Source organism: Spirosoma fluminis, assembly GCF_054778895.1.
The window spans coordinates 1-16901 of the sequence record NZ_BAAGZD010000008.1; the positions used below are offsets into that span (position 1 = coordinate 1).

At 52.2% G+C, this 16901-nt stretch carries 15 protein-coding genes; 9 read left to right on the forward strand and 6 right to left on the reverse strand.

Translation table 11 applies throughout. The features are described from left to right. The first annotated feature begins 361 nt into the window (after positions 1 to 361). From ACYVBJ_RS13025 to ACYVBJ_RS13045, 5 genes are all read left to right on the forward strand, one after another. Positions 362 to 1399 (forward strand): hypothetical protein, encoded by a 1038-nt coding sequence (locus ACYVBJ_RS13025; RefSeq protein ID WP_460982741.1) that lies wholly within the window; start codon positions 362 to 364, stop codon positions 1397 to 1399. Positions 1400 to 1479: 80 nt separating this feature from the next. After that, positions 1480 to 3747 (forward strand): NADP-dependent malic enzyme, encoded by a 2268-nt coding sequence (locus tag ACYVBJ_RS13030; RefSeq protein WP_460982742.1) that lies wholly within the window; start codon positions 1480 to 1482, stop codon positions 3745 to 3747. Between the two features lie 93 nt (positions 3748 to 3840). Continuing rightward, positions 3841 to 4815, forward strand: coding sequence for a tryptophan--tRNA ligase (gene trpS / locus ACYVBJ_RS13035; RefSeq protein WP_460982743.1), 975 nt, complete (start codon positions 3841 to 3843; stop codon positions 4813 to 4815). A 101-nt stretch (positions 4816 to 4916) separates the two neighbouring features. Next, complete coding sequence (gene deoC / locus ACYVBJ_RS13040) at positions 4917 to 5693, forward strand: deoxyribose-phosphate aldolase (RefSeq protein ID WP_460982744.1); 777 nt, start codon at positions 4917 to 4919, stop codon at positions 5691 to 5693. 88 nt (positions 5694 to 5781) lie between these two features. Further along, positions 5782 to 6696: a sugar phosphate isomerase/epimerase family protein gene (locus ACYVBJ_RS13045; protein ID WP_460982745.1), complete on the forward strand. Its 915-nt coding sequence runs from the start codon at positions 5782 to 5784 to the stop codon at positions 6694 to 6696. 180 nt (positions 6697 to 6876) lie between these two features. Here ACYVBJ_RS13045 and ACYVBJ_RS13050 read toward each other — a convergent pair whose 3' ends face one another. Further along, entirely contained in the window at positions 6877 to 7884 is a 1008-nt protein-coding gene (locus ACYVBJ_RS13050; protein WP_460982746.1) for a M48 family metallopeptidase, read from the reverse strand. A gap of 187 nt (positions 7885 to 8071) precedes the next feature. On the opposite strand from ACYVBJ_RS13050, the gene ACYVBJ_RS13055 reads away from it, so the two are divergent. Continuing rightward, positions 8072 to 8647 (forward strand): phosphatase PAP2 family protein, encoded by a 576-nt coding sequence (locus ACYVBJ_RS13055; RefSeq protein ID WP_460982747.1) that lies wholly within the window; start codon positions 8072 to 8074, stop codon positions 8645 to 8647. A gap of 166 nt (positions 8648 to 8813) precedes the next feature. Beyond that, entirely contained in the window at positions 8814 to 9941 is a 1128-nt protein-coding gene (locus ACYVBJ_RS13060; protein WP_460982748.1) for a glycosyltransferase family 2 protein, read from the forward strand. Here the strand turns inward: ACYVBJ_RS13060 and ACYVBJ_RS13065 are convergent. The 3 genes from ACYVBJ_RS13065 to ACYVBJ_RS13075 form a co-directional block, all read right to left on the reverse strand. Further along, positions 9929 to 10516, reverse strand: coding sequence for a class I SAM-dependent DNA methyltransferase (locus tag ACYVBJ_RS13065; RefSeq protein ID WP_460982749.1), 588 nt, complete (start codon positions 10514 to 10516; stop codon positions 9929 to 9931). The two genes, ACYVBJ_RS13060 and ACYVBJ_RS13065, sit on opposite strands and share 13 nt — an antisense overlap. A gap of 76 nt (positions 10517 to 10592) precedes the next feature. Further along, on the reverse strand, positions 10593 to 11357 hold the full coding sequence (locus ACYVBJ_RS13070) for a PIG-L deacetylase family protein (RefSeq protein WP_460982750.1): 765 nt from the start codon (positions 11355 to 11357) through the stop codon (positions 10593 to 10595). Next, a complete protein-coding gene (locus ACYVBJ_RS13075; RefSeq protein WP_460982751.1) occupies positions 11341 to 12510 on the reverse strand; it encodes an acyl-CoA dehydrogenase family protein in 1170 nt (389 codons plus the stop codon). Before ACYVBJ_RS13075 ends, ACYVBJ_RS13070 begins: the two co-directional genes overlap by 17 nt. Positions 12511 to 12692: 182 nt before the next feature. On the opposite strand from ACYVBJ_RS13075, the gene ACYVBJ_RS13080 reads away from it, so the two are divergent. Further along, positions 12693 to 13634 (forward strand): ribose-phosphate pyrophosphokinase, encoded by a 942-nt coding sequence (locus ACYVBJ_RS13080; protein WP_460978956.1) that lies wholly within the window; start codon positions 12693 to 12695, stop codon positions 13632 to 13634. A gap of 95 nt (positions 13635 to 13729) precedes the next feature. Next, the gene (locus tag ACYVBJ_RS13085) at positions 13730 to 14299 is read left to right on the forward strand and encodes a 50S ribosomal protein L25/general stress protein Ctc (RefSeq protein WP_460982752.1); all 570 of its coding nucleotides are present in this window, start codon (positions 13730 to 13732) and stop codon (positions 14297 to 14299) included. 87 nt (positions 14300 to 14386) lie between these two features. Here ACYVBJ_RS13085 and ACYVBJ_RS13090 read toward each other — a convergent pair whose 3' ends face one another. Together ACYVBJ_RS13090 and ACYVBJ_RS13095 are read right to left on the reverse strand one after the other, a co-directional pair. Further along, complete coding sequence (locus ACYVBJ_RS13090; RefSeq protein WP_460982753.1) at positions 14387 to 16645, reverse strand: heavy metal translocating P-type ATPase; 2259 nt, start codon at positions 16643 to 16645, stop codon at positions 14387 to 14389. A 35-nt stretch (positions 16646 to 16680) separates the two neighbouring features. Then, positions 16681 to 16887, reverse strand: a complete 207-nt coding sequence (locus ACYVBJ_RS13095; protein WP_460982754.1) for a heavy-metal-associated domain-containing protein — start codon at positions 16885 to 16887, stop codon at positions 16681 to 16683. Positions 16888 to 16901 lie beyond the last annotated feature (14 nt).

A 16901-nucleotide genomic window follows, 5' to 3' on the forward strand; every position in this document is an offset into this window, starting at 1 on the left:
ATGGCGGTGGTCAACAAACTGCTTCGCCAGGCGTATGCAGTGGTTAAATTCAACGAAGACTATGATCCGAATTATCAGCCCGTTATACGCTCTTTAACTTGACTTTTAACACAGTTCATGTTAACTTACAGATAAAGGTAACACTACAAACAGCCAATAAAGAGCAATACGCAGGCAAACTAAACTCCATTCTGTTACGTCTACTTCTCACCGTATAAGGATGCACGACGTAGTTCATGAAACAATTGGCCAGTAGTAGCGCCATTGAGTAAATACAAACTTTGTAGACGTGCTTGCGGATCAACTTGGGAATATAATTTTTTCCATCCGTAAATTGTATTCGTAAATCGCAAATTTGTGCATGGCCATTGTCACTCAACGTAAGAATCAGTTCACGATCAAGCCGAAAGCCTTATCTCTTCTGTGGCTGGTGTTTATACTGCTGTTCGGGTCAACAGTATTTGTCCCCTTCATGATCGCCACGGCCGGGCAAGCCTATCCAGATTTAGATACGTTATTATTCTTTTATTCGCTGTGCGGATTTATCTGGGTCTCACTTGTTAAAGAGTTCGGCCAGCAAACGACTTCTGTACGGCTATTTGATGACTCATTTGTCGTCAAGAGGGTCGCACAAGCGCCTAAGCGCTTCGGCTATGACGTTATAGTCGGCTATAACGAGCGGGCAGACATCGATAAGAATGGGCGTAAATTTAACGTGTTCACGGTATACCTAACCGATGATGTTTTCGTCGTTAAGTCGAATGAATTTGCCGATTACGAGTTGTTGAAAGAGCAGCTCAGTGACTACGGTCAGCCTTTACCCTATCAAAAGGCAATAAACGTAGCTCAACGGAACCGTCTTCGCTGGCTCATCGGTGGATTAGCGTTATTAATTTCGGCCAACATCGCATACGGCTACCTTGCCCACAATCAAGATGGGAAACAACCCGCTAAACTTGTCAACGTCAACGGTCTCGTGAAACGGGTTACACTCAATAACCCGAAAGGAATTTTTAAAGGATTATTCGTACAGCTGCACAACTACCCAGCCTTCACATTCTACGTAAGTCGTAAATCCTATGAGACAAATATTCGGCATGTAAAGTCGGCTATTGAACTGAACCAGCCCATTGCGTTACGTATCCGGGAGAGTGATTTTCGCAAAAAGATAGCCCGCACAGAGCCACTTACCTTTGGCGACAAGTACGATAACTACAAACAGATTATGGTTTTTGGCGTCCAACAAAGCACCAGAGTCCAATTGGAAACGCCCGGACCGGTTCAGGAACCGACGCATACGAACCCGCTGCAACGTACCATTCTCTCCAGTATTCTGCTTCTCTTGTGCTGGACGGGCTGGGTCTATGTCGACCGGCTCAAGGTACTCCGGCCAGGTTGACCGCGAACCCCGCTAACTTTTTCCGTACCTTCGCCTTCCCAAACTGAACTACAGAACGTTCATCATCAACTTCAATTGTTATGCAGCAAAAAATCCGGCGCGAAGATGCCCTTGATTACCACGCCAAGGGGCGTCCGGGTAAGCTTGAAGTCATTCCGACCAAAGAATATAGCACCCAGCGCGACCTGTCGCTTGCTTACTCGCCCGGCGTGGCCGAGCCCTGTCTGGCCATTGAAGCCAATCCCGACGATGCATACAAGTACACCGCCAAAGGAAACCTCGTTGCCGTTATCAGTAACGGAACGGCTGTTTTAGGGCTGGGCGATATTGGTGCTTCGGCCAGTAAGCCTGTCATGGAAGGGAAAGGGCTTTTGTTCAAGATCTACGCTGATATCGACGTATTCGACATCGAATTAAATACTAAAGACCCCGACGAGTTTGTTCGGACGGTCAAGATCCTCGAACCGACGTTCGGCGGTGTCAACCTCGAAGACATTAAAGCGCCCGAATGCTTTGCCATTGAAGATCGGTTACGTCAGGAGCTGAACATTCCGGTGATGCACGACGATCAGCATGGTACGGCCATTGTGAGTGGCGCGGCCCTGCTGAACGCCCTGGAACTGGTTAACAAACGGATAGAAACGGCGCAGTTCGTATTCCTGGGCGCGGGTGCTGCGGCTATTTCCTGCGCCCGTCAATACGTAGCGTTAGGGGCCAGAACCGAGAACATCATCATGTTCGACGTAAACGGGCCGTTACGTACCGACCGTACCGATCTCAATGAGATTATGCGTCCGTTCGCTACGTCGCGGGACATTCAGTCGTTGGCCGATGCCTTTGCCGGAGCCGACGTATTTGTGGGGTTATCGAAGGGAAATATCGTTACTCAGGATCTGATCAAATCGATGGCGAAAGATGCCATTGTCTTTGCGATGGCTAACCCCAATCCCGAGATCAGCTATGACGAGGCTATGGCCGCCCGGCCGGACATCATCATGGCTACGGGTCGCTCCGACTATCCGAACCAGGTTAATAACGTACTCGGCTTTCCCTACATTTTCCGGGGTGCGCTGGACGTTCGGGCCACCGAAATTAATGAAGCTATGAAGCTGGCGGCTACGTACGCCCTGGCGGACTTAGCCAAAAAGCCGGTCCCTGATATTGTGAACCTCGCTTACGGCCAGGACAACATGGTGTTTGGCCGTACCTATATTCTGCCCAAACCGGTTGATCCACGCCTGTTGGCGACCGTAGCACCCGCCGTTGCGAAAGCCGCAATGGATTCAGGCATGGCCCGCCAGCCGATTACCGATTGGGAAGCGTACGAAGGCCAGCTTGCCCGTCGGTTAGGTCACGACAACCAGATTTCGCGGGTAATTCTGAACAAGGCGAAAACGAATCCCAAACGGGTTGTCTTCGCTGATGCCGAGAACCTGAAGGTACTGAAAGCGGCCCAGCAGGTTCGTGATGAAGGCATTGCCTACCCGATTCTCCTGGGTGAGATCGATAAGGTTCAGCAGATTATTACGGATAATAGTCTCGATCTTGGCAACATTCCGATCATTGATCCGAGAGCGCCGGAGCAACGTGAGTTGATCGATCGGTTTGCCGATGTCTACTTCGACAAGCGGAAGCGCAAAGGGGTCAACGCGACCGAAGCGCGGAAACTGATGTACTACCGCAACTACTTCGGGGCCATGATGGTCGAAACGGGCGAGGCCGACGCGCTGATTTCAGGATTGACCCGCTCCTACCCCGATACGATCCGGCCCGCTTTGCAGGTGATCGGTAAAGAACCGGGCGTTCAGAAAGTGGCGGGCATGTACATTCTGCTGACCAAGCGCGGACCGCTCTTCTTCTCCGACACAACGGTTAATTTCAACCCCACGGCCGACGAGATTGTTGAGATTACGGAGATGACCGCCCGCACCGTCGAGCGATTCAATATCAAGCCACGCATCGCGCTGGTGACGTATTCGAACTTCGGCAGCGCTAAAGGCGAAGACGCCGAAAAGATGAATCGGGCGGTCGAAATCCTGCAACGTAAGCATCCAGACCTTATCGTTGACGGCGAAATTCAGGCTCACCTTGCGTTCAATACGGAGTTGCTTCAGCAGAATCACCCGTTCAGCAAGCTTGTGGGCGAAGGGGCCAATACGTTGATTTTCCCAAACTTGTCTGCCGCCAACATCGCCTACAACCTGATGAGCGAAGCCGCTGGTTTCGACGCCATCGGGCCGATTCTGCTGGGTATTCGCAAGCCGGTGTACGTCCTGCAATTGGGTTCATCGGAGCGCGAGATTGTCAATATGGTCGCCATCGCCGTTGTCGAAGCGCAGGGAAAGTAAGGTTTACAGTTGCGCAGTCGTAAAGTTGTCGGGTTAGCTAACGCAGATTTAACTCGACAACTTTGCAGCTATATAGCTCTCTATAATTTAATAATGGCACGCATTTTAACTGGAATTCAAAGCAGCGGTCGACCGCACTTAGGCAACATACTGGGGGCCATTAAGCCCGCTATTGACTTATCGAAACAACCCGACAACGAGTCGTTTTTATTCATTGCCGATCTGCATTCGTTAACGACCATTAAGGACGGGTCCATGCGCCGGGAGTTTACCCGCGCTGTAGCCGCTACCTGGTTAGCCTTTGGGCTTGACACGGAGAAAAATACGTTCTGGCGGCAATCGCGCGTACCGGAGCATACGGAACTGGCCTGGCATTTAAGCTGCTTTACGCCTTTTCCGATGCTTAACAACGCTACGTCGTTTAAAGAAAAATCGGATAAGCTCTCCGTTGTAAACGCCGGTCTGTTCGTGTATCCGGTGCTACAGGCGGCTGATATTCTGCTCTACGATGCCGAAATTATTCCGGTCGGTAAAGACCAGCGCCAGCATATTGAAATGACGCGCGACATTGCCAGCGCTTTTAATCGGCAGTACGAGGAAGACGTATTTGTGCTCCCTGATGCGCAGATCGACGACCGCCTGATGACCATTCCCGGCATCGACGGCCAGAAGATGAGTAAGTCGTATAACAACTACATCGACGTATTTCTGCCCGACAACGAGCTGTGGAAAGTAATCAAAAAGATCAAGTCCGATTCGACACCGCTCGAAGAAGCCAAGAATCCAGATACCGACATTACGTTCCAGTTGTATTCACTGCTGGCCTCAGACGAGCAAACCGCGGAGATGCGTCGGCTGTATGAAGGCGGCAACTTCGGCTACGGCACCGCCAAGAAAGCGTTGTATGAACTCATTGTTGATCGGTTTGCCACCGAGCGCGAACGCTTTATGTACTACATGGACAATAATGACGCGCTGGAAGCTGAACTTCGGCGTGGCGAAGAAAAAGCCCACGCCATCGCCAGCCAGACCATCGCCCGTGTACGCGAGAAACTAGGGTTCAATTAATCGTAAACCAGAGTCCTGACTAAAGCTAACTAGTCAGGACTCCGTTTTTATATAAAAGGTGGTTATGTGGTTATAGCCCACGTCAACTCCCTCAAGTTATCATGACAAATTCCAACGCGTTACGTGTTCGGGAGATCGCTAAAATGATCGATCATGCGCTTCTGCATCCGACGATGACCGACGCCGAACTTCGGGCGGGTTGTATGCTGGCACTCGCGTACGACGTAGCATCAGTTTGTATCAAACCCTATGCAGTCTCCCTGGCAAAGGACTTGCTCGCTGGTTCTGGTGTTCTGGTCGGGACGGTGATCGGCTTTCCGCATGGTAGTAGCACGATTAGCCTAAAAGTAGCTGAGACAAGACAAGCCTGTCGCGACGGAGCCGTAGAGATCGACATGGTTGTAAATATCGGTAAAGTGCTGAGCGCTGATTGGGCTTATGTGCAAAGCGAGATACAGGCGGTTCACGAAACCTGCCGGGAACATGGTGCAATTCTGAAAGTTATCTTCGAGAACAACCTGCTACCGGATGACATGCCTAAAATCCGGCTCTGCGAAATCTGTACGGCTGTCGGTGCCGAATTTGTTAAGACCTCCACGGGCTACGGTTTTGTAAAAGCAGCGGATGGTACGTACCATTACGAAGGAGCCACCGAACACGATCTTCGGTTGATGCTCGATCACGTTGACCAGGGTGTTCAGGTTAAAGCAGCCGGTGGCGTTCGCACCCTCGATGGTCTGCTCAGGATTAAGGAAATGGGCGTAACGCGCCTGGGCACCTCCGCTACGGCCGCTATTCTGGAAGAAGCGTATCGGCGATTTGGCGTTGTCATGGCCGATTCCCCCGTTCCTCCGATTGCCGAACCAAAAGGGTATTGATCCAGAAGCCAACTGCTCGAATGGTACGTCCATTGCATCTGATTGCTAATTTTGCCCAGTAACTTATTTCTCCTTTACCCCTTCTTATATGCTCGACCTCGGCTTTGTCTCTGCCATTCTCGGCGATTATGATCTGAATAGCGTGCTTAAGTTTGCCGCTGACCATAAGTTTAAGTGCGTTGAAGTCATGTGCTGGCCCACCGGTAACGCGGATGCCCGACGCTACGCGGGCGTTACGCACATTGATGTCGATAACCTCAATGTCGAGCAGATCCAGTCGTTAACGCAGCAAAACGGCATTTATATTTCAGGCTTAGGCTACTACCCCAACCCTCTCGATCCGAATGCCGAGCAGGCTGAGTTCTACCGCGAACACATCAAAAAGATTATCCGGGCAGCGGCTAAACTGGGCATTCCGGTGGTCAATACGTTCATCGGCCGAAACCCATCGCTCAGCATCAGCGACAACCTGAAGCTGTTCGCCGAACACTGGCCAGCCATCATAAAGGTTGCCGAAGAGAACAACATCAGGATTGGCATCGAAAACTGCCCGATGTGGTTTACCGACGACGAATGGCCGGGTGGCAAAAACCTGGCTACGACTCCCGCTGTCTGGGATCGTATGTTCGAGATTATTCCGTCGCGCGCGCTCGGACTGAACTACGATCCAAGTCACATGATCTGGCAGATTATGGACGAGGTTCAGCCCATTTACGACTACCGCGACCGTTTGCACCATATCCACCTCAAGGACGTAAAGCTGTATCGGGGGAAGCTTGACCGGGTCGGTATTATGGCCAATCCGCTGGAGTATCATTCGCCAAAACTCCCCGGCCTGGGAGATGTTCGCTGGCGCGACTTCTTTGCTGCGTTAACCGATGTGCGCTACCGCGGACCGATCTGCATTGAAGTAGAAGATAAAGCTTACGAAGGCAGTCCCGAAGATGTTCAGACCGCGATTCTGACCGCCCGCAATTACCTGAGTCAGTTTCTGGTGTTGTAATCTGAATAATGGATAAAAAGCTGAGGTAGCCTCAGACGGCATCAGCAAGACTCAGTCTGTCACTTATACCGATAACTCACGTTATTGTAATACAAGTCGTCTGGATGATTACATGCCACGTAATGAGTCTACTTTCTTGAAGGCGTAGCATCAAGTAGACTCATTACGTGATAACCAGGCTCAATTCACTTCGTCTGCGCCTGCTGACTTCTTACCGAAACTACCAAACCCTTTCAGTCCCGTCGACAGCGAGGCCGTAAGCGCCGAAGCCGCTTTTTGGGCCGCATTAGGTTCCTCCGGACTGGCTGGATCTTTTGGCAATGCAGCGGGCTGAGCGCCTAATTTCTGATAATTACCACTCAGGATCTGTTTATAGTGTTCGGAGTCGGACCAACTCAGAATCTCTTTCACCCGTAGCACCGTGTAGGGGTGCGTTTGTCTCAACATCGACTGTACTTTAATAAACTTTGCCATCCAGTTATCGTCAACGTATTCCTGAAACGCATCAGCCTGCTGCTGAATGGCTTCTACACTGATTGGGTCGCTAAGGGTTTTCGAATAGCCAGCTATCTTACCTAAGGCTTCGGTAACAGCGACTACGTCCTGGGTAGCGAGCAGAGCCGCCCGATCGGCCGAAAACTCCGCCCGGCGGCTCCATTCGAGCAAAGCCAACTGAACGCTTAAATCCAGCGCGCTGTTGAACGGGGGCGGAATCATACCGGTTACGGATCCTCCAAAATACCGAATGAAGTACGTAAATGTATTATAAAACATGTGGTCACACTTCACATGGCCTAACTCATGACCAATGATAGCCAACACTTCCCGCTCCGTCAGAATGTCTAGCAACCCGGAGTTAACGGTAATGCTGTACCGTTGAATACCGCTGGCGTAGGCATTAATCTCGTCTATAGTCTCGATGTATAGGTCTGGTAGTTTCTGAACGTCAAGCACCTGTGCCATCTTGGTATAAGCTCGGTACAATGATGGATACTGGACGTCACTAACCCGAACGCAGGATGAGCTATTATGATAATGCTGAGCGTGTTCGACGTATGAATTTAGCGTCCCGATGATCGATTTAAATTTATCGATCCCTTTTAGAATACCGGTCGCATCCCGATCCAGGGAATGCTGAAACTCCTGATGAGCGAGTTCTGGAAAACTAACAATATCTTCTCGTAGCATAAATGAGCGTATCAGTTTGGCGTTCATTCAAAGCTGCAACTTAGTCCCAGAAAAACAGCTTGTTGATTTTGTGAACGGTCAGGTTTGTTAGTTACCGTAAATGCATTTGTTCAGCCCGGCCAAAGTGTCGAATTTTGCCAGGACATTTTTTAACAGCAAAAGCAGCCCCCCTACCGCCGTACACTGAATGCGCGAAACGCTTAACCGACTCGACACTGATCTCTTTTTGTGGCTCAATGGCCAATATGCGCCCTGGCTTGACCCCATCATGGTATTTGCCACGGAGCGCAACACCTGGTTTCCGTTTTACGCCCTGCTGATTGGCTGGCTCATCTACCAGTATAAAAAGCAGGCGCTTTGGATGATTTTAAGCTTAGCTTCGGCTGTGGCCATCAGCGACCAGATGGCTTCTGCTTTGCTGAAACCCCTGACTTTGCGCCTTCGTCCCTGCCATGAGCCCGCCCTACAGCGTCTGATTCATCCGGTGCTGGAATGTGGCGGTCAGTACGGTTTTGCCTCATCGCACGCGGCCAATACGTTTGCTCTGGCAACGGGGCTGTGGTTATTAGTCGGCAAACAGCACCCGTCGGCGAAGTGGGTGTATCTATGGGCCGTTCTGGTTGCTTATAGTCGCATCTATGTCGGTGCGCACTACCCCCTCGATATACTTGCTGGTGCGGGCATTGGTACGCTGGCGGCTCTGCTGTGCGTATGGGTACTTCAGCGCCTGCAAACCCGGTCTGCCAATCTTAACTCTACGTAGTAAACTGATTATCAACACATAGAAAATACTCTTTTCGAACTTAAATAACATTATTCATCTACACTCGGTTACATCGAACGTAGCTGCCAGGCGGCAGTGCTGTACGGCGGCAGCCCTATTCAAAAGACTGTACGTATAGTATACTCAACGTATCAACGAACCGCATTTGTTTTCCCGGAATCCACCCTCTGACCAGCTTCAGATCAGCGTAATTATACCCGCGCGTAACGAAGCCCATCACATTACGTCTACCCTCGACGCCCTTCGTCATCAACAAGACGCCGATGGTCAGCCGCTCAATCCGGCCATTTATGAAGTGTTGCTGCTGGCGAACAACTGCACCGATCAGACGTATGATGTTGCCCTTCGTTATCAGCAGCAACACCCGGATTTTTCGTTGCACATTGCTCAAATCAAGCTGCCAGCGCCCCAGGCGAACATCGGTACGGTTCGGCGGATGCTGATGGACGATGCCCACCGTCGGCTGATGAGTATCGGCAAACCAGAAGGCATCATTGCATCAACAGATGGAGATACCGTTGTTGATACGTACTGGCTGCATCACATTATGCGGGAGATTGCCAATGGCAACGACGCCGTTGGCGGACGCATTCTCACGCACCGCGACGCAAGCAACGTGCGGCTCTATCACCTGCGCGACGTAATGTACCGAACTTTAGTCGCCAAAGCCGAAGCACTGCTAGACCCCAGCGCGCACGATCCGTGGCCCCGTCATTTTCAGCACTTTGGGGCGAGTGTAGCCGTTACCTGCCAAACGTACGAGCGCGTTGGTGGACTTCCACCAAAGCCGTATCTGGAAGATGAAGCTTTTTACTGGGCCTTATTTCGGGCCGATGCGAAAGTGAGGCACAGTCCCAACGTGAAAGTCATTACGTCAGCTCGCCAGCAAGGCCGGGTTGAAGTAGGCTTCTCGCAGCAACTACGGTATTGGGCAGACATGAGCCAGAGCAAAACCTCATGCCAGCTGGCAGAACCAGCCGAAGCGGTCATGATCCGGCTGCATAACCGGCAACGGCTGCGCAGCATCTGGCTGAGTCGATTCGCATCCAGCTCAACCAGTAGCCTGGCGAGTGTGGCCAGCGCCCTACAGCTTGATGCGGACTGGCTTCGACAGGAGGTTGGTCAGGCCCTGTTTTTTGGCGATTTGTGGGAAAAAGTGAAGCACCGGATGGAAACCAGTGGCTGGGCTCAGCATTGGCAACCCGTTCCCATTACCCAGGCCATTCAGGACCTGCGGGTGCAGTTGAGCACATCACCTAGTTACTGCTTCTGAAATAAATCCAGCCGGTATTTTTCCGTACGCTGATTTACTAAGTGAACAAGCGGTTGCCCTTCACCGGCTACGTGCATAAATTGCTCATGTACCTGATCGCCCGTCAGCGGATAATCCGGTACGACGGGCGTCCAGTGCACCAGCAGCAAGTGCCCACGCTGGGTCAGGTGATCCAGCATAAACTGGCGTGCTCGGTCGAGGTCATTCAGGTCCAGATAATAGCCTACTTCCGAAAGTACAATCAAATCGAACAGGCCATCCGGAAACTGGTCAGGAATGCTCATTTGCTCAATTGTTACGTTCGGATAGGGAGCCAGCCGCTGCCGGGCCGTTTTCAGCGGCAGTTCGCTCGCATCTACCGACAGCAGCTGATCGCACCGGCGAGCCAGCATCTCGGTCAGCACTCCAATGGAGCAGCCAATCTCAAACGCATTTGCGTAGCGGTCGTTGGGTAACGCAGCCAGGGTAGCCTCGTATTTTGCACGCTCGTAGGGACTGGTGGCAAAGGCCCACGGATCGTCGCTGGCACGATAGACATCGTCGAAATACGTAGTAGAAAGGGTAGCGCTGGACATAAGAATCGGGATTAGTTAAGCAACCAACTGATCGTACTTGTTAGGTTATGCACAGTCGGCGTTTGGGTAAGCCGTTTTAAGTATTGATCGGTTTTTCTTCCAGAAACAATTCCCGTGGAGCCTCAAAATGCGTCAGTAATTCGGGGGACAGAAAGAACGCGGCTGGATCATCGTCAATTAGCCGGGTAACCTGCGATCGGTGAGCAGCAATTGCCTGATTACGTTGCGTCATAACCGACTCGATCGGCACTTGCCATACCGTCATTTCATCCGGGCGGGGCCGGTCGGCTTCGTTACCCAGTTCCCACAGCCAGATCGGGTATTCGAACACACGCGGCTGCGTCGGCAATTGCGTCAGGGCTTCCCGCAGAATCTGCCAGGAGGCCCGATGATCCGGATGCGGGTCGCGTCGCCAGGGCACGAACACGGTCGTTGGCTGATACGTATTGAGTTGATTCTGCACGAACCTAACGGCCTCGGCAAATCCCGGCTGTTCCGGAGTAGGAACCTGTCGGTCTTTCAGGCGCATGAACATGGCATCTGCAGTCGACAGACCCAGAATTTTGATCGCATCCATCGCTTCGGTCTCCCGTAGCTGGCGCAGCCGTTCGGCCGGGTAACTCGGCGAGTTCGGGTGCGACATCGTGCCATCGCTGACAAACAGCACCTGCACGACGTATCCCTGCTGACGCAGCAAGGCCACCGTTCCTCCACAACCCAGCGATTCATCATCGGGATGCGGGGCAATCACCAGGGCGTTCCCAATCGGAGAAAGGTCGGCCGGATCAATCCGGCGAGCAATCGCGTCCAGAAAGTCAGCTTTGTCACTGCCAGAGATCATGCGCGTTTGTTGAATTAGTCAGCACATAGTGGCCCAGATCAACGATAGTAGCGTCGGGCGCGGGCTGGCGCAGGTAGAACGTCAGATCGCGGTGAATACGCTCGAACGGCAGAGGCCGCATCAGCCCCCGTGCGCCCACCGACCGTTCGGCCAGTTGCATGGTTCGCAGGCAAATTTCTTCGATCGCCACGCGGGTCATGTTGGCATAGGCAATGATCTTGGCCGATTCATTCGTTCGATTCAGCCATTCGTCAGCCTTTGCTCCCGCCTGATTGATCCACTGATTTCCGGATTCGATCAGATACGCCATTTCACCCAGCCGCGTGCGCTGAAACGAATCGTCGGTGCGGTTGAGTGTTGATAAATAGTCACGCGTTGCGTTGAATAAAGCCTCAGCTCCCCCTAACTGTACAGCCGCAAACCGGATGGCGCCCCCGCTGAAATGCGGCTGCCGGTAGTAATCGTCGGGCTGGCCAAGTAAGTCGCTTTCGCTAAGCTCAACGCCCGTAAAGTCAAGCTTATAGCTGACTGATGCACGCATACCGAGCGGCTGCCAGAAGCGATCGTCCTGTGGAATGGCCTTCACCTGTTCGGTTGGAATGATACACATCTGCCAGCCGGTTTTCTCTCCACCGACCAGCTCGCCCGTTACTAACGGCCGCTGAATCCAGCCGGCTCCGGAACAGAACGTCTTTGCTCCTTCGAGTACGTACCGTCCATTGCCAATAGCATGAATTTTCACCCCGTCGGCCGCCTGCGTATTCCAGACGCTGAACAGACGATTATGCGCAGCTACATCGGCATACCAAAGCTGTTTTTGATCGGGGGACGCATATAAACTGATCAGCTTTAAGGCGTTGATATGGCCCTCGTAGATACGTCCCACCGCCAGGTTACCCGCTCCCATCAGCTTCAACAGTTGCAGCAACTGAGCGGTAGTTGGGAGCTGGCTGTCAAGAGGTTGTTCCGGCAACGTAACACCCAGCAGCCCTGCTTCAGCCAGATACTGAAACGCTTCACTCGGGAAACGCTGTTCATCATCTGTATCGGCCGCAATGGATGCGATACGCGTAACAAGGTTGTTTAGGCTATCCTGATCCAGGTTTGTCGCTACCGTTGTGCCAGAACCAGACGAGCGTGGTAGTAATGTCATAAAGACAAAAAGCTTTGTTTTACCTAATTGTTTTCTTGATCCGGTGCCGTACGATTAGTTAATAAGCCTTTAATCACCCGTTCAGACTGCCGTTGTCCTCTATCTGGCAGACAGAATATGTGAACGCGGTACTGCATCTGCCCATTTTTTCCGTATCTTTGCGGGAAATTTATACGCCACCCATGGCTTCGTTTAATCCGGTCAAGATTTTTTCAGGTAGTCAATCCACCTATCTGGCCGAAAAAATCGCTCACTATTACGGCAAAGACTTAGGCGGCTACACCTGCCGACGGTTTAGCGACGGTGAAATGTCGCCAAGTTTCGAGGAGTCGGTCCGCGGCTGCGACGTGTTCCTGATTCAGTCGACCCCCCCACCGGGCGACAATCTGATGGAGCTGATGCTCATGGTCGACGCGGCCCGGCGGGCTTCAGCGCACTACGTTACGGTTGTCATTCCGTATTTTGGGTATGCTCGTCAGGATCGTAAAGATAAGCCTCGGGTTGCTATTGCCGCCAAGTTAGTGGCGAACATGCTGGCGGCTTCGGGCGTCGATCGGCTGATGACGATTGATTTGCATGCCGGGCAAATTCAGGGCTTTTTCGACTTTCCGGTGGATCATCTGGAAGGTACGTCGGTTTTTGTGCCGTACATTAAAAGCCTGAATCTGGAGAACCTGGTGATTGCTTCGCCGGACGTAGGTGGTGCTAATCGGGCCCGTACGTTTGCGAAGCATTTCAACGCCGACATCGTGCTGTGCGATAAACACCGCAAGCGCGCCAACGAGATTGCTTCTATGCAGGTCATCGGGGATGTTGAGGGGGCCAACGTAGTACTCGTAGACGATCTGATCGATACGGGTGGCACAATGGCGAAGGCGGCCCAGATCATTCGGGAAAAAGGGGCGTTGTCAGTTCGGGCGGTGTGTACGCACCCCGTCATGTCGGGCAAAGCGCACGAAAACATTGCCAACTCGGTGTTAGAAGAGTTGGTGGTTTCGGACACGCTGCCGATGAAGCAGCCCAATCCGAAAATCAGAGTACTGTCGGTGGCCGAGTTATTTGCCAAAGCTATCGGCCGTATCAGAGACCATGAATCTATTAGTTCTTTATTTATAAGGTATTAAAGCGCGATAGCATGAAAGAGCGAAATTGGACCGCCGGAGCGGACGGTTTTCTCTCGTTCACTCTTCCGCGCTTTCACTCTTTAAAGTTTACAAACATGAAAAAAATCGAGATTGTAGGGTATCAACGAGCGAATCTCGGCCGCACGGAATCACAAGCGATTCGGGCCGAAGGTAACGTTCCGTGTGTATTGTATGGTGGACAGGAGCAAGTGCATTTTTACGCACCCGCTATTCTGTTCCGTGATTTGTTGTACACGCCAAACGTGTATGAAGTAGCCCTGAACATCGAAGGTACTGAGTACCGGGCGGTTCTTCAGGAAACTCAGTTCCACCCCGTTAGCGACTCGCTGCTCCATGCCGACTTTTTACTGGTAACGGATGATAAGCCGGTTAAAATTGCCGTTCCGGTTCGTCTGGTCGGTACGGCTCCGGGTGTTCAAAAAGGGGGTAAGCTGATAACCCGCGTTCGGAAACTGCGCGTGAAAGGCAACCTCGAGAATATCCCTGATTTCATCGACGTAGACGTATCTGGCCTGGATTTAGGCAAATCTGTCCGCGTAGGTCAAATTCCGGTAAGCGGTTTCGAACTGCTCGAACAAGCGTCGAACCCAGTAGCCAGTATTGAAATTCCACGTGCGCTGCGTGGTACGGTTTCGGCCAAGTAATAAGCGTACAAGTCAGGCTAATAGATATAAAAACACCTCGCTGGAGAACCAGCGAGGTGTTTTTATATCCAACTGACTCAGTCAGGACTAATCTTCCAGGCGCAGACTCTTTAACCGAAGGCTATTGGTAACTACCGATACTGAGCTCAGGGCCATAGCCGCGCCGGCAATCATTGGATTCAGCAGGAAGCCAAATGATGGATACAGGATACCGGCCGCGATGGGAATACCGATCAGGTTGTAGATAAATGCCCAGAATAGATTCTGCCGGATCACCTGCACCGTCTGTTTTGAAAGTTGTAATGCCTTCGGAACGCTGGTCAGATCGGAAGTTAGTAAGGTCATTTTTGCTACGTCCATGGCGATGTCCGCGCCTTTCCCCATGGCAATGCTTACATCAGCCTGGGCCAGCGCCTGGGAGTCGTTAATTCCGTCACCCACCATCGCGACGACTTTTCCGGATTGCTGTAACTCTTTGACAAAGTCGGCCTTATCCGATGGCATAACCTCGGCTTTGTAATGCGTCAGGCCAACCTGTTTCGCTACAGCCGCTGCTGTTTGTACATTATCGCCCGTGAGCATATACACGTCGATACCGCGCTGCTGCAACGTAGCAACCGCCTGGCGCGACGTCGACTTGAGGGGATCAGCGATAGCGATGATGGCCTGTACCTGGCTTCGGTCGGCAAAGAACACCACCGTTTTAGCCTGTTGCTGCAACTGGTTAGCTTCGGCCAGCAATTGGTCCGACATTGGAACAGCATGGTCAGCCAGCAAACTCCGGTTGCCAACGTAATACGTATCTGCCCCATGCCTAGCTATTACGCCCTTGCCTGTAACGCTCTCAAAGCTTGTGAGTTCAACTGTACCTTTCTGGCCAATATAGGCAGTTACGGCCTCGGCCAACGGGTGCTCTGATCGGGACTCAATGGCGTTCAGCAAAGCTTTCAGATTGGCGTCGTCGGCAGCGTCGGGCACCCAGATCAGATCCGTTACCTGCGGTTTCCCCTCCGTAAGCGTTCCGGTCTTATCCAGCACAACCGCGTTCACTTTGTAGCCTAGCTCCAGGCTTTCCGCATCTTTGATCAGAATGTTATTCTCGGCTCCCTTACCCACCCCAACCATAATGGCTGTGGGGGTAGCTAATCCCAACGCACAGGGACAGGCAATAACCAGTACGGTTACAGACGTAAGCAAGGCCGTAGTGAATGTGCCAAAAATCAGCCAGGCAACAAAGGTCAGCAGGGCAATGCCCAGCACGACCGGCACAAAGATTCCGGCGATTTTGTCAACCAGCTTCTGTACGGGTGCCTTACTACCCTGGGCGTCCTGCACCATGCGGATAATCTGAGCCAGCAACGTATCGGCTCCTACCTTTTCGGCCCGAAACTGAAAACTTCCCTTTTGGTTGATTGTTCCGGCAAATACCTTGGCACCCGCCTGTTTTTCAACGGGTACCGGCTCGCCACTGATCATACTTTCGTCGACGAACGACTGTCCGGACTCAACCAGCCCATCGACGGGAATCTTTTCGCCAGGTCTGACCAGCAGTTGATGGCCGACCTGTACGGCCGCAATCGAAATCTCCCGCTCGTGTCCTCCTTCGAGAATTCGTACCGTCTTGGGCTGAAGCCCCATCAGTTTTTTGATAGCCGCCGAGGTGTTCGACTTAGCCCGTTCTTCCAGCAATTTCCCGAGCAGAATAAAGGCGACAACCACCGATGCGGCTTCAAAATATACGTGCGGGTGAATACCCCGACGGTACCAGAACTCCGGGTAAACCGTGTTGAACACGCTGAACAAAAAGGCAATACCGGTGCTCATGGCCACCAGCGTATCCATGTTCGCTTTGCCGTGGCGGGCCTGTTTCCAGGCATTGGTGAAGAAAGTGCGACCCAGCCCGAACACCACCGGAGCCGACAACACCAGCATGATCTCGTTCGCGAAAGGAATTGAGCTTTCTCCCGATCCGTTCATAAAGAACATACCGATAATGACAACGGGTATGGACAGGATAAAGGCCCAGATCGTTCGCTGGCGAAGTGATTGGTAGTGCCGTTGCTGGGCTTCCCGTTGCACCTCCTGCGGATCTCCAGCATCGACAATGATGTCGTAACCAATCGACCGCACGGCGCTCTGCAATTCAGCGGGCGTTACCACTGAGGGGTTGTATTGCACCCAGGCCGACTGATTGGCATAATTCACCCCAGCGTCGGCCACGCCGGGCGTATTCTTCAGCATCGACTCAACGCTAACGGCGCAGGCTGCACACGACATTTCCAGCACTGGATACGTCTTGCGCACATCGGCGGCAGATCGGGCTGGGGCAATTGTGTTAGTAGCCATAGGAAAGAATGATAAATACGTCTCGAACGTGCCGGTCAGGCTAACAACTCCGCTTTGTACCCCGCTTTTTCAAGGGCCTGACGAACCTCTTGCTCGCTGCCGGTTTCCACGGTCAAGACCTTGTTCGGATTCTGGGTATCTACCCGCCAGTGTCCTTCGCCAACGGCTTGGTTTAAGAATGGAGTCACCGTCGCCACGCAGGCGGCACATTTGATATTGGTTTTGAATGTTAAAGTTTCCATGTTTTTGCAGAATG

Excerpts from the sequence above, each read along its gene's own strand:
- ACYVBJ_RS13075 (WP_460982751.1), bottom strand. The coding sequence starts at position 12,510 with ATGACATTACTACCACGCTCGTCTGGTTCTGGCACAACGGTAGCGACA.
- ACYVBJ_RS13050 (WP_460982746.1), bottom strand. The coding sequence starts at position 7,884 with ATGCTACGAGAAGATATTGTTAGTTTTCCAGAACTCGCTCATCAGGAG.
- ACYVBJ_RS13055 (WP_460982747.1), top strand. The coding sequence starts at position 8,072 with ATGCGCGAAACGCTTAACCGACTCGACACTGATCTCTTTTTGTGGCTC.
- deoC (WP_460982744.1), top strand. The coding sequence starts at position 4,917 with ATGACAAATTCCAACGCGTTACGTGTTCGGGAGATCGCTAAAATGATC.
- ACYVBJ_RS13045 (WP_460982745.1), top strand. The coding sequence starts at position 5,782 with ATGCTCGACCTCGGCTTTGTCTCTGCCATTCTCGGCGATTATGATCTG.
- ACYVBJ_RS13090 (WP_460982753.1), bottom strand. The coding sequence starts at position 16,645 with ATGGCTACTAACACAATTGCCCCAGCCCGATCTGCCGCCGATGTGCGC.
- trpS (WP_460982743.1), top strand. The coding sequence starts at position 3,841 with ATGGCACGCATTTTAACTGGAATTCAAAGCAGCGGTCGACCGCACTTA.
- ACYVBJ_RS13095 (WP_460982754.1), bottom strand. The coding sequence starts at position 16,887 with ATGGAAACTTTAACATTCAAAACCAATATCAAATGTGCCGCCTGCGTG.
- ACYVBJ_RS13085 (WP_460982752.1), top strand. The coding sequence starts at position 13,730 with ATGAAAAAAATCGAGATTGTAGGGTATCAACGAGCGAATCTCGGCCGC.
- ACYVBJ_RS13070 (WP_460982750.1), bottom strand. The coding sequence starts at position 11,357 with ATGATCTCTGGCAGTGACAAAGCTGACTTTCTGGACGCGATTGCTCGC.
- ACYVBJ_RS13080 (WP_460978956.1), top strand. The coding sequence starts at position 12,693 with ATGGCTTCGTTTAATCCGGTCAAGATTTTTTCAGGTAGTCAATCCACC.
- ACYVBJ_RS13025 (WP_460982741.1), top strand. The coding sequence starts at position 362 with ATGGCCATTGTCACTCAACGTAAGAATCAGTTCACGATCAAGCCGAAA.
- ACYVBJ_RS13030 (WP_460982742.1), top strand. The coding sequence starts at position 1,480 with ATGCAGCAAAAAATCCGGCGCGAAGATGCCCTTGATTACCACGCCAAG.
- ACYVBJ_RS13065 (WP_460982749.1), bottom strand. The coding sequence starts at position 10,516 with ATGTCCAGCGCTACCCTTTCTACTACGTATTTCGACGATGTCTATCGT.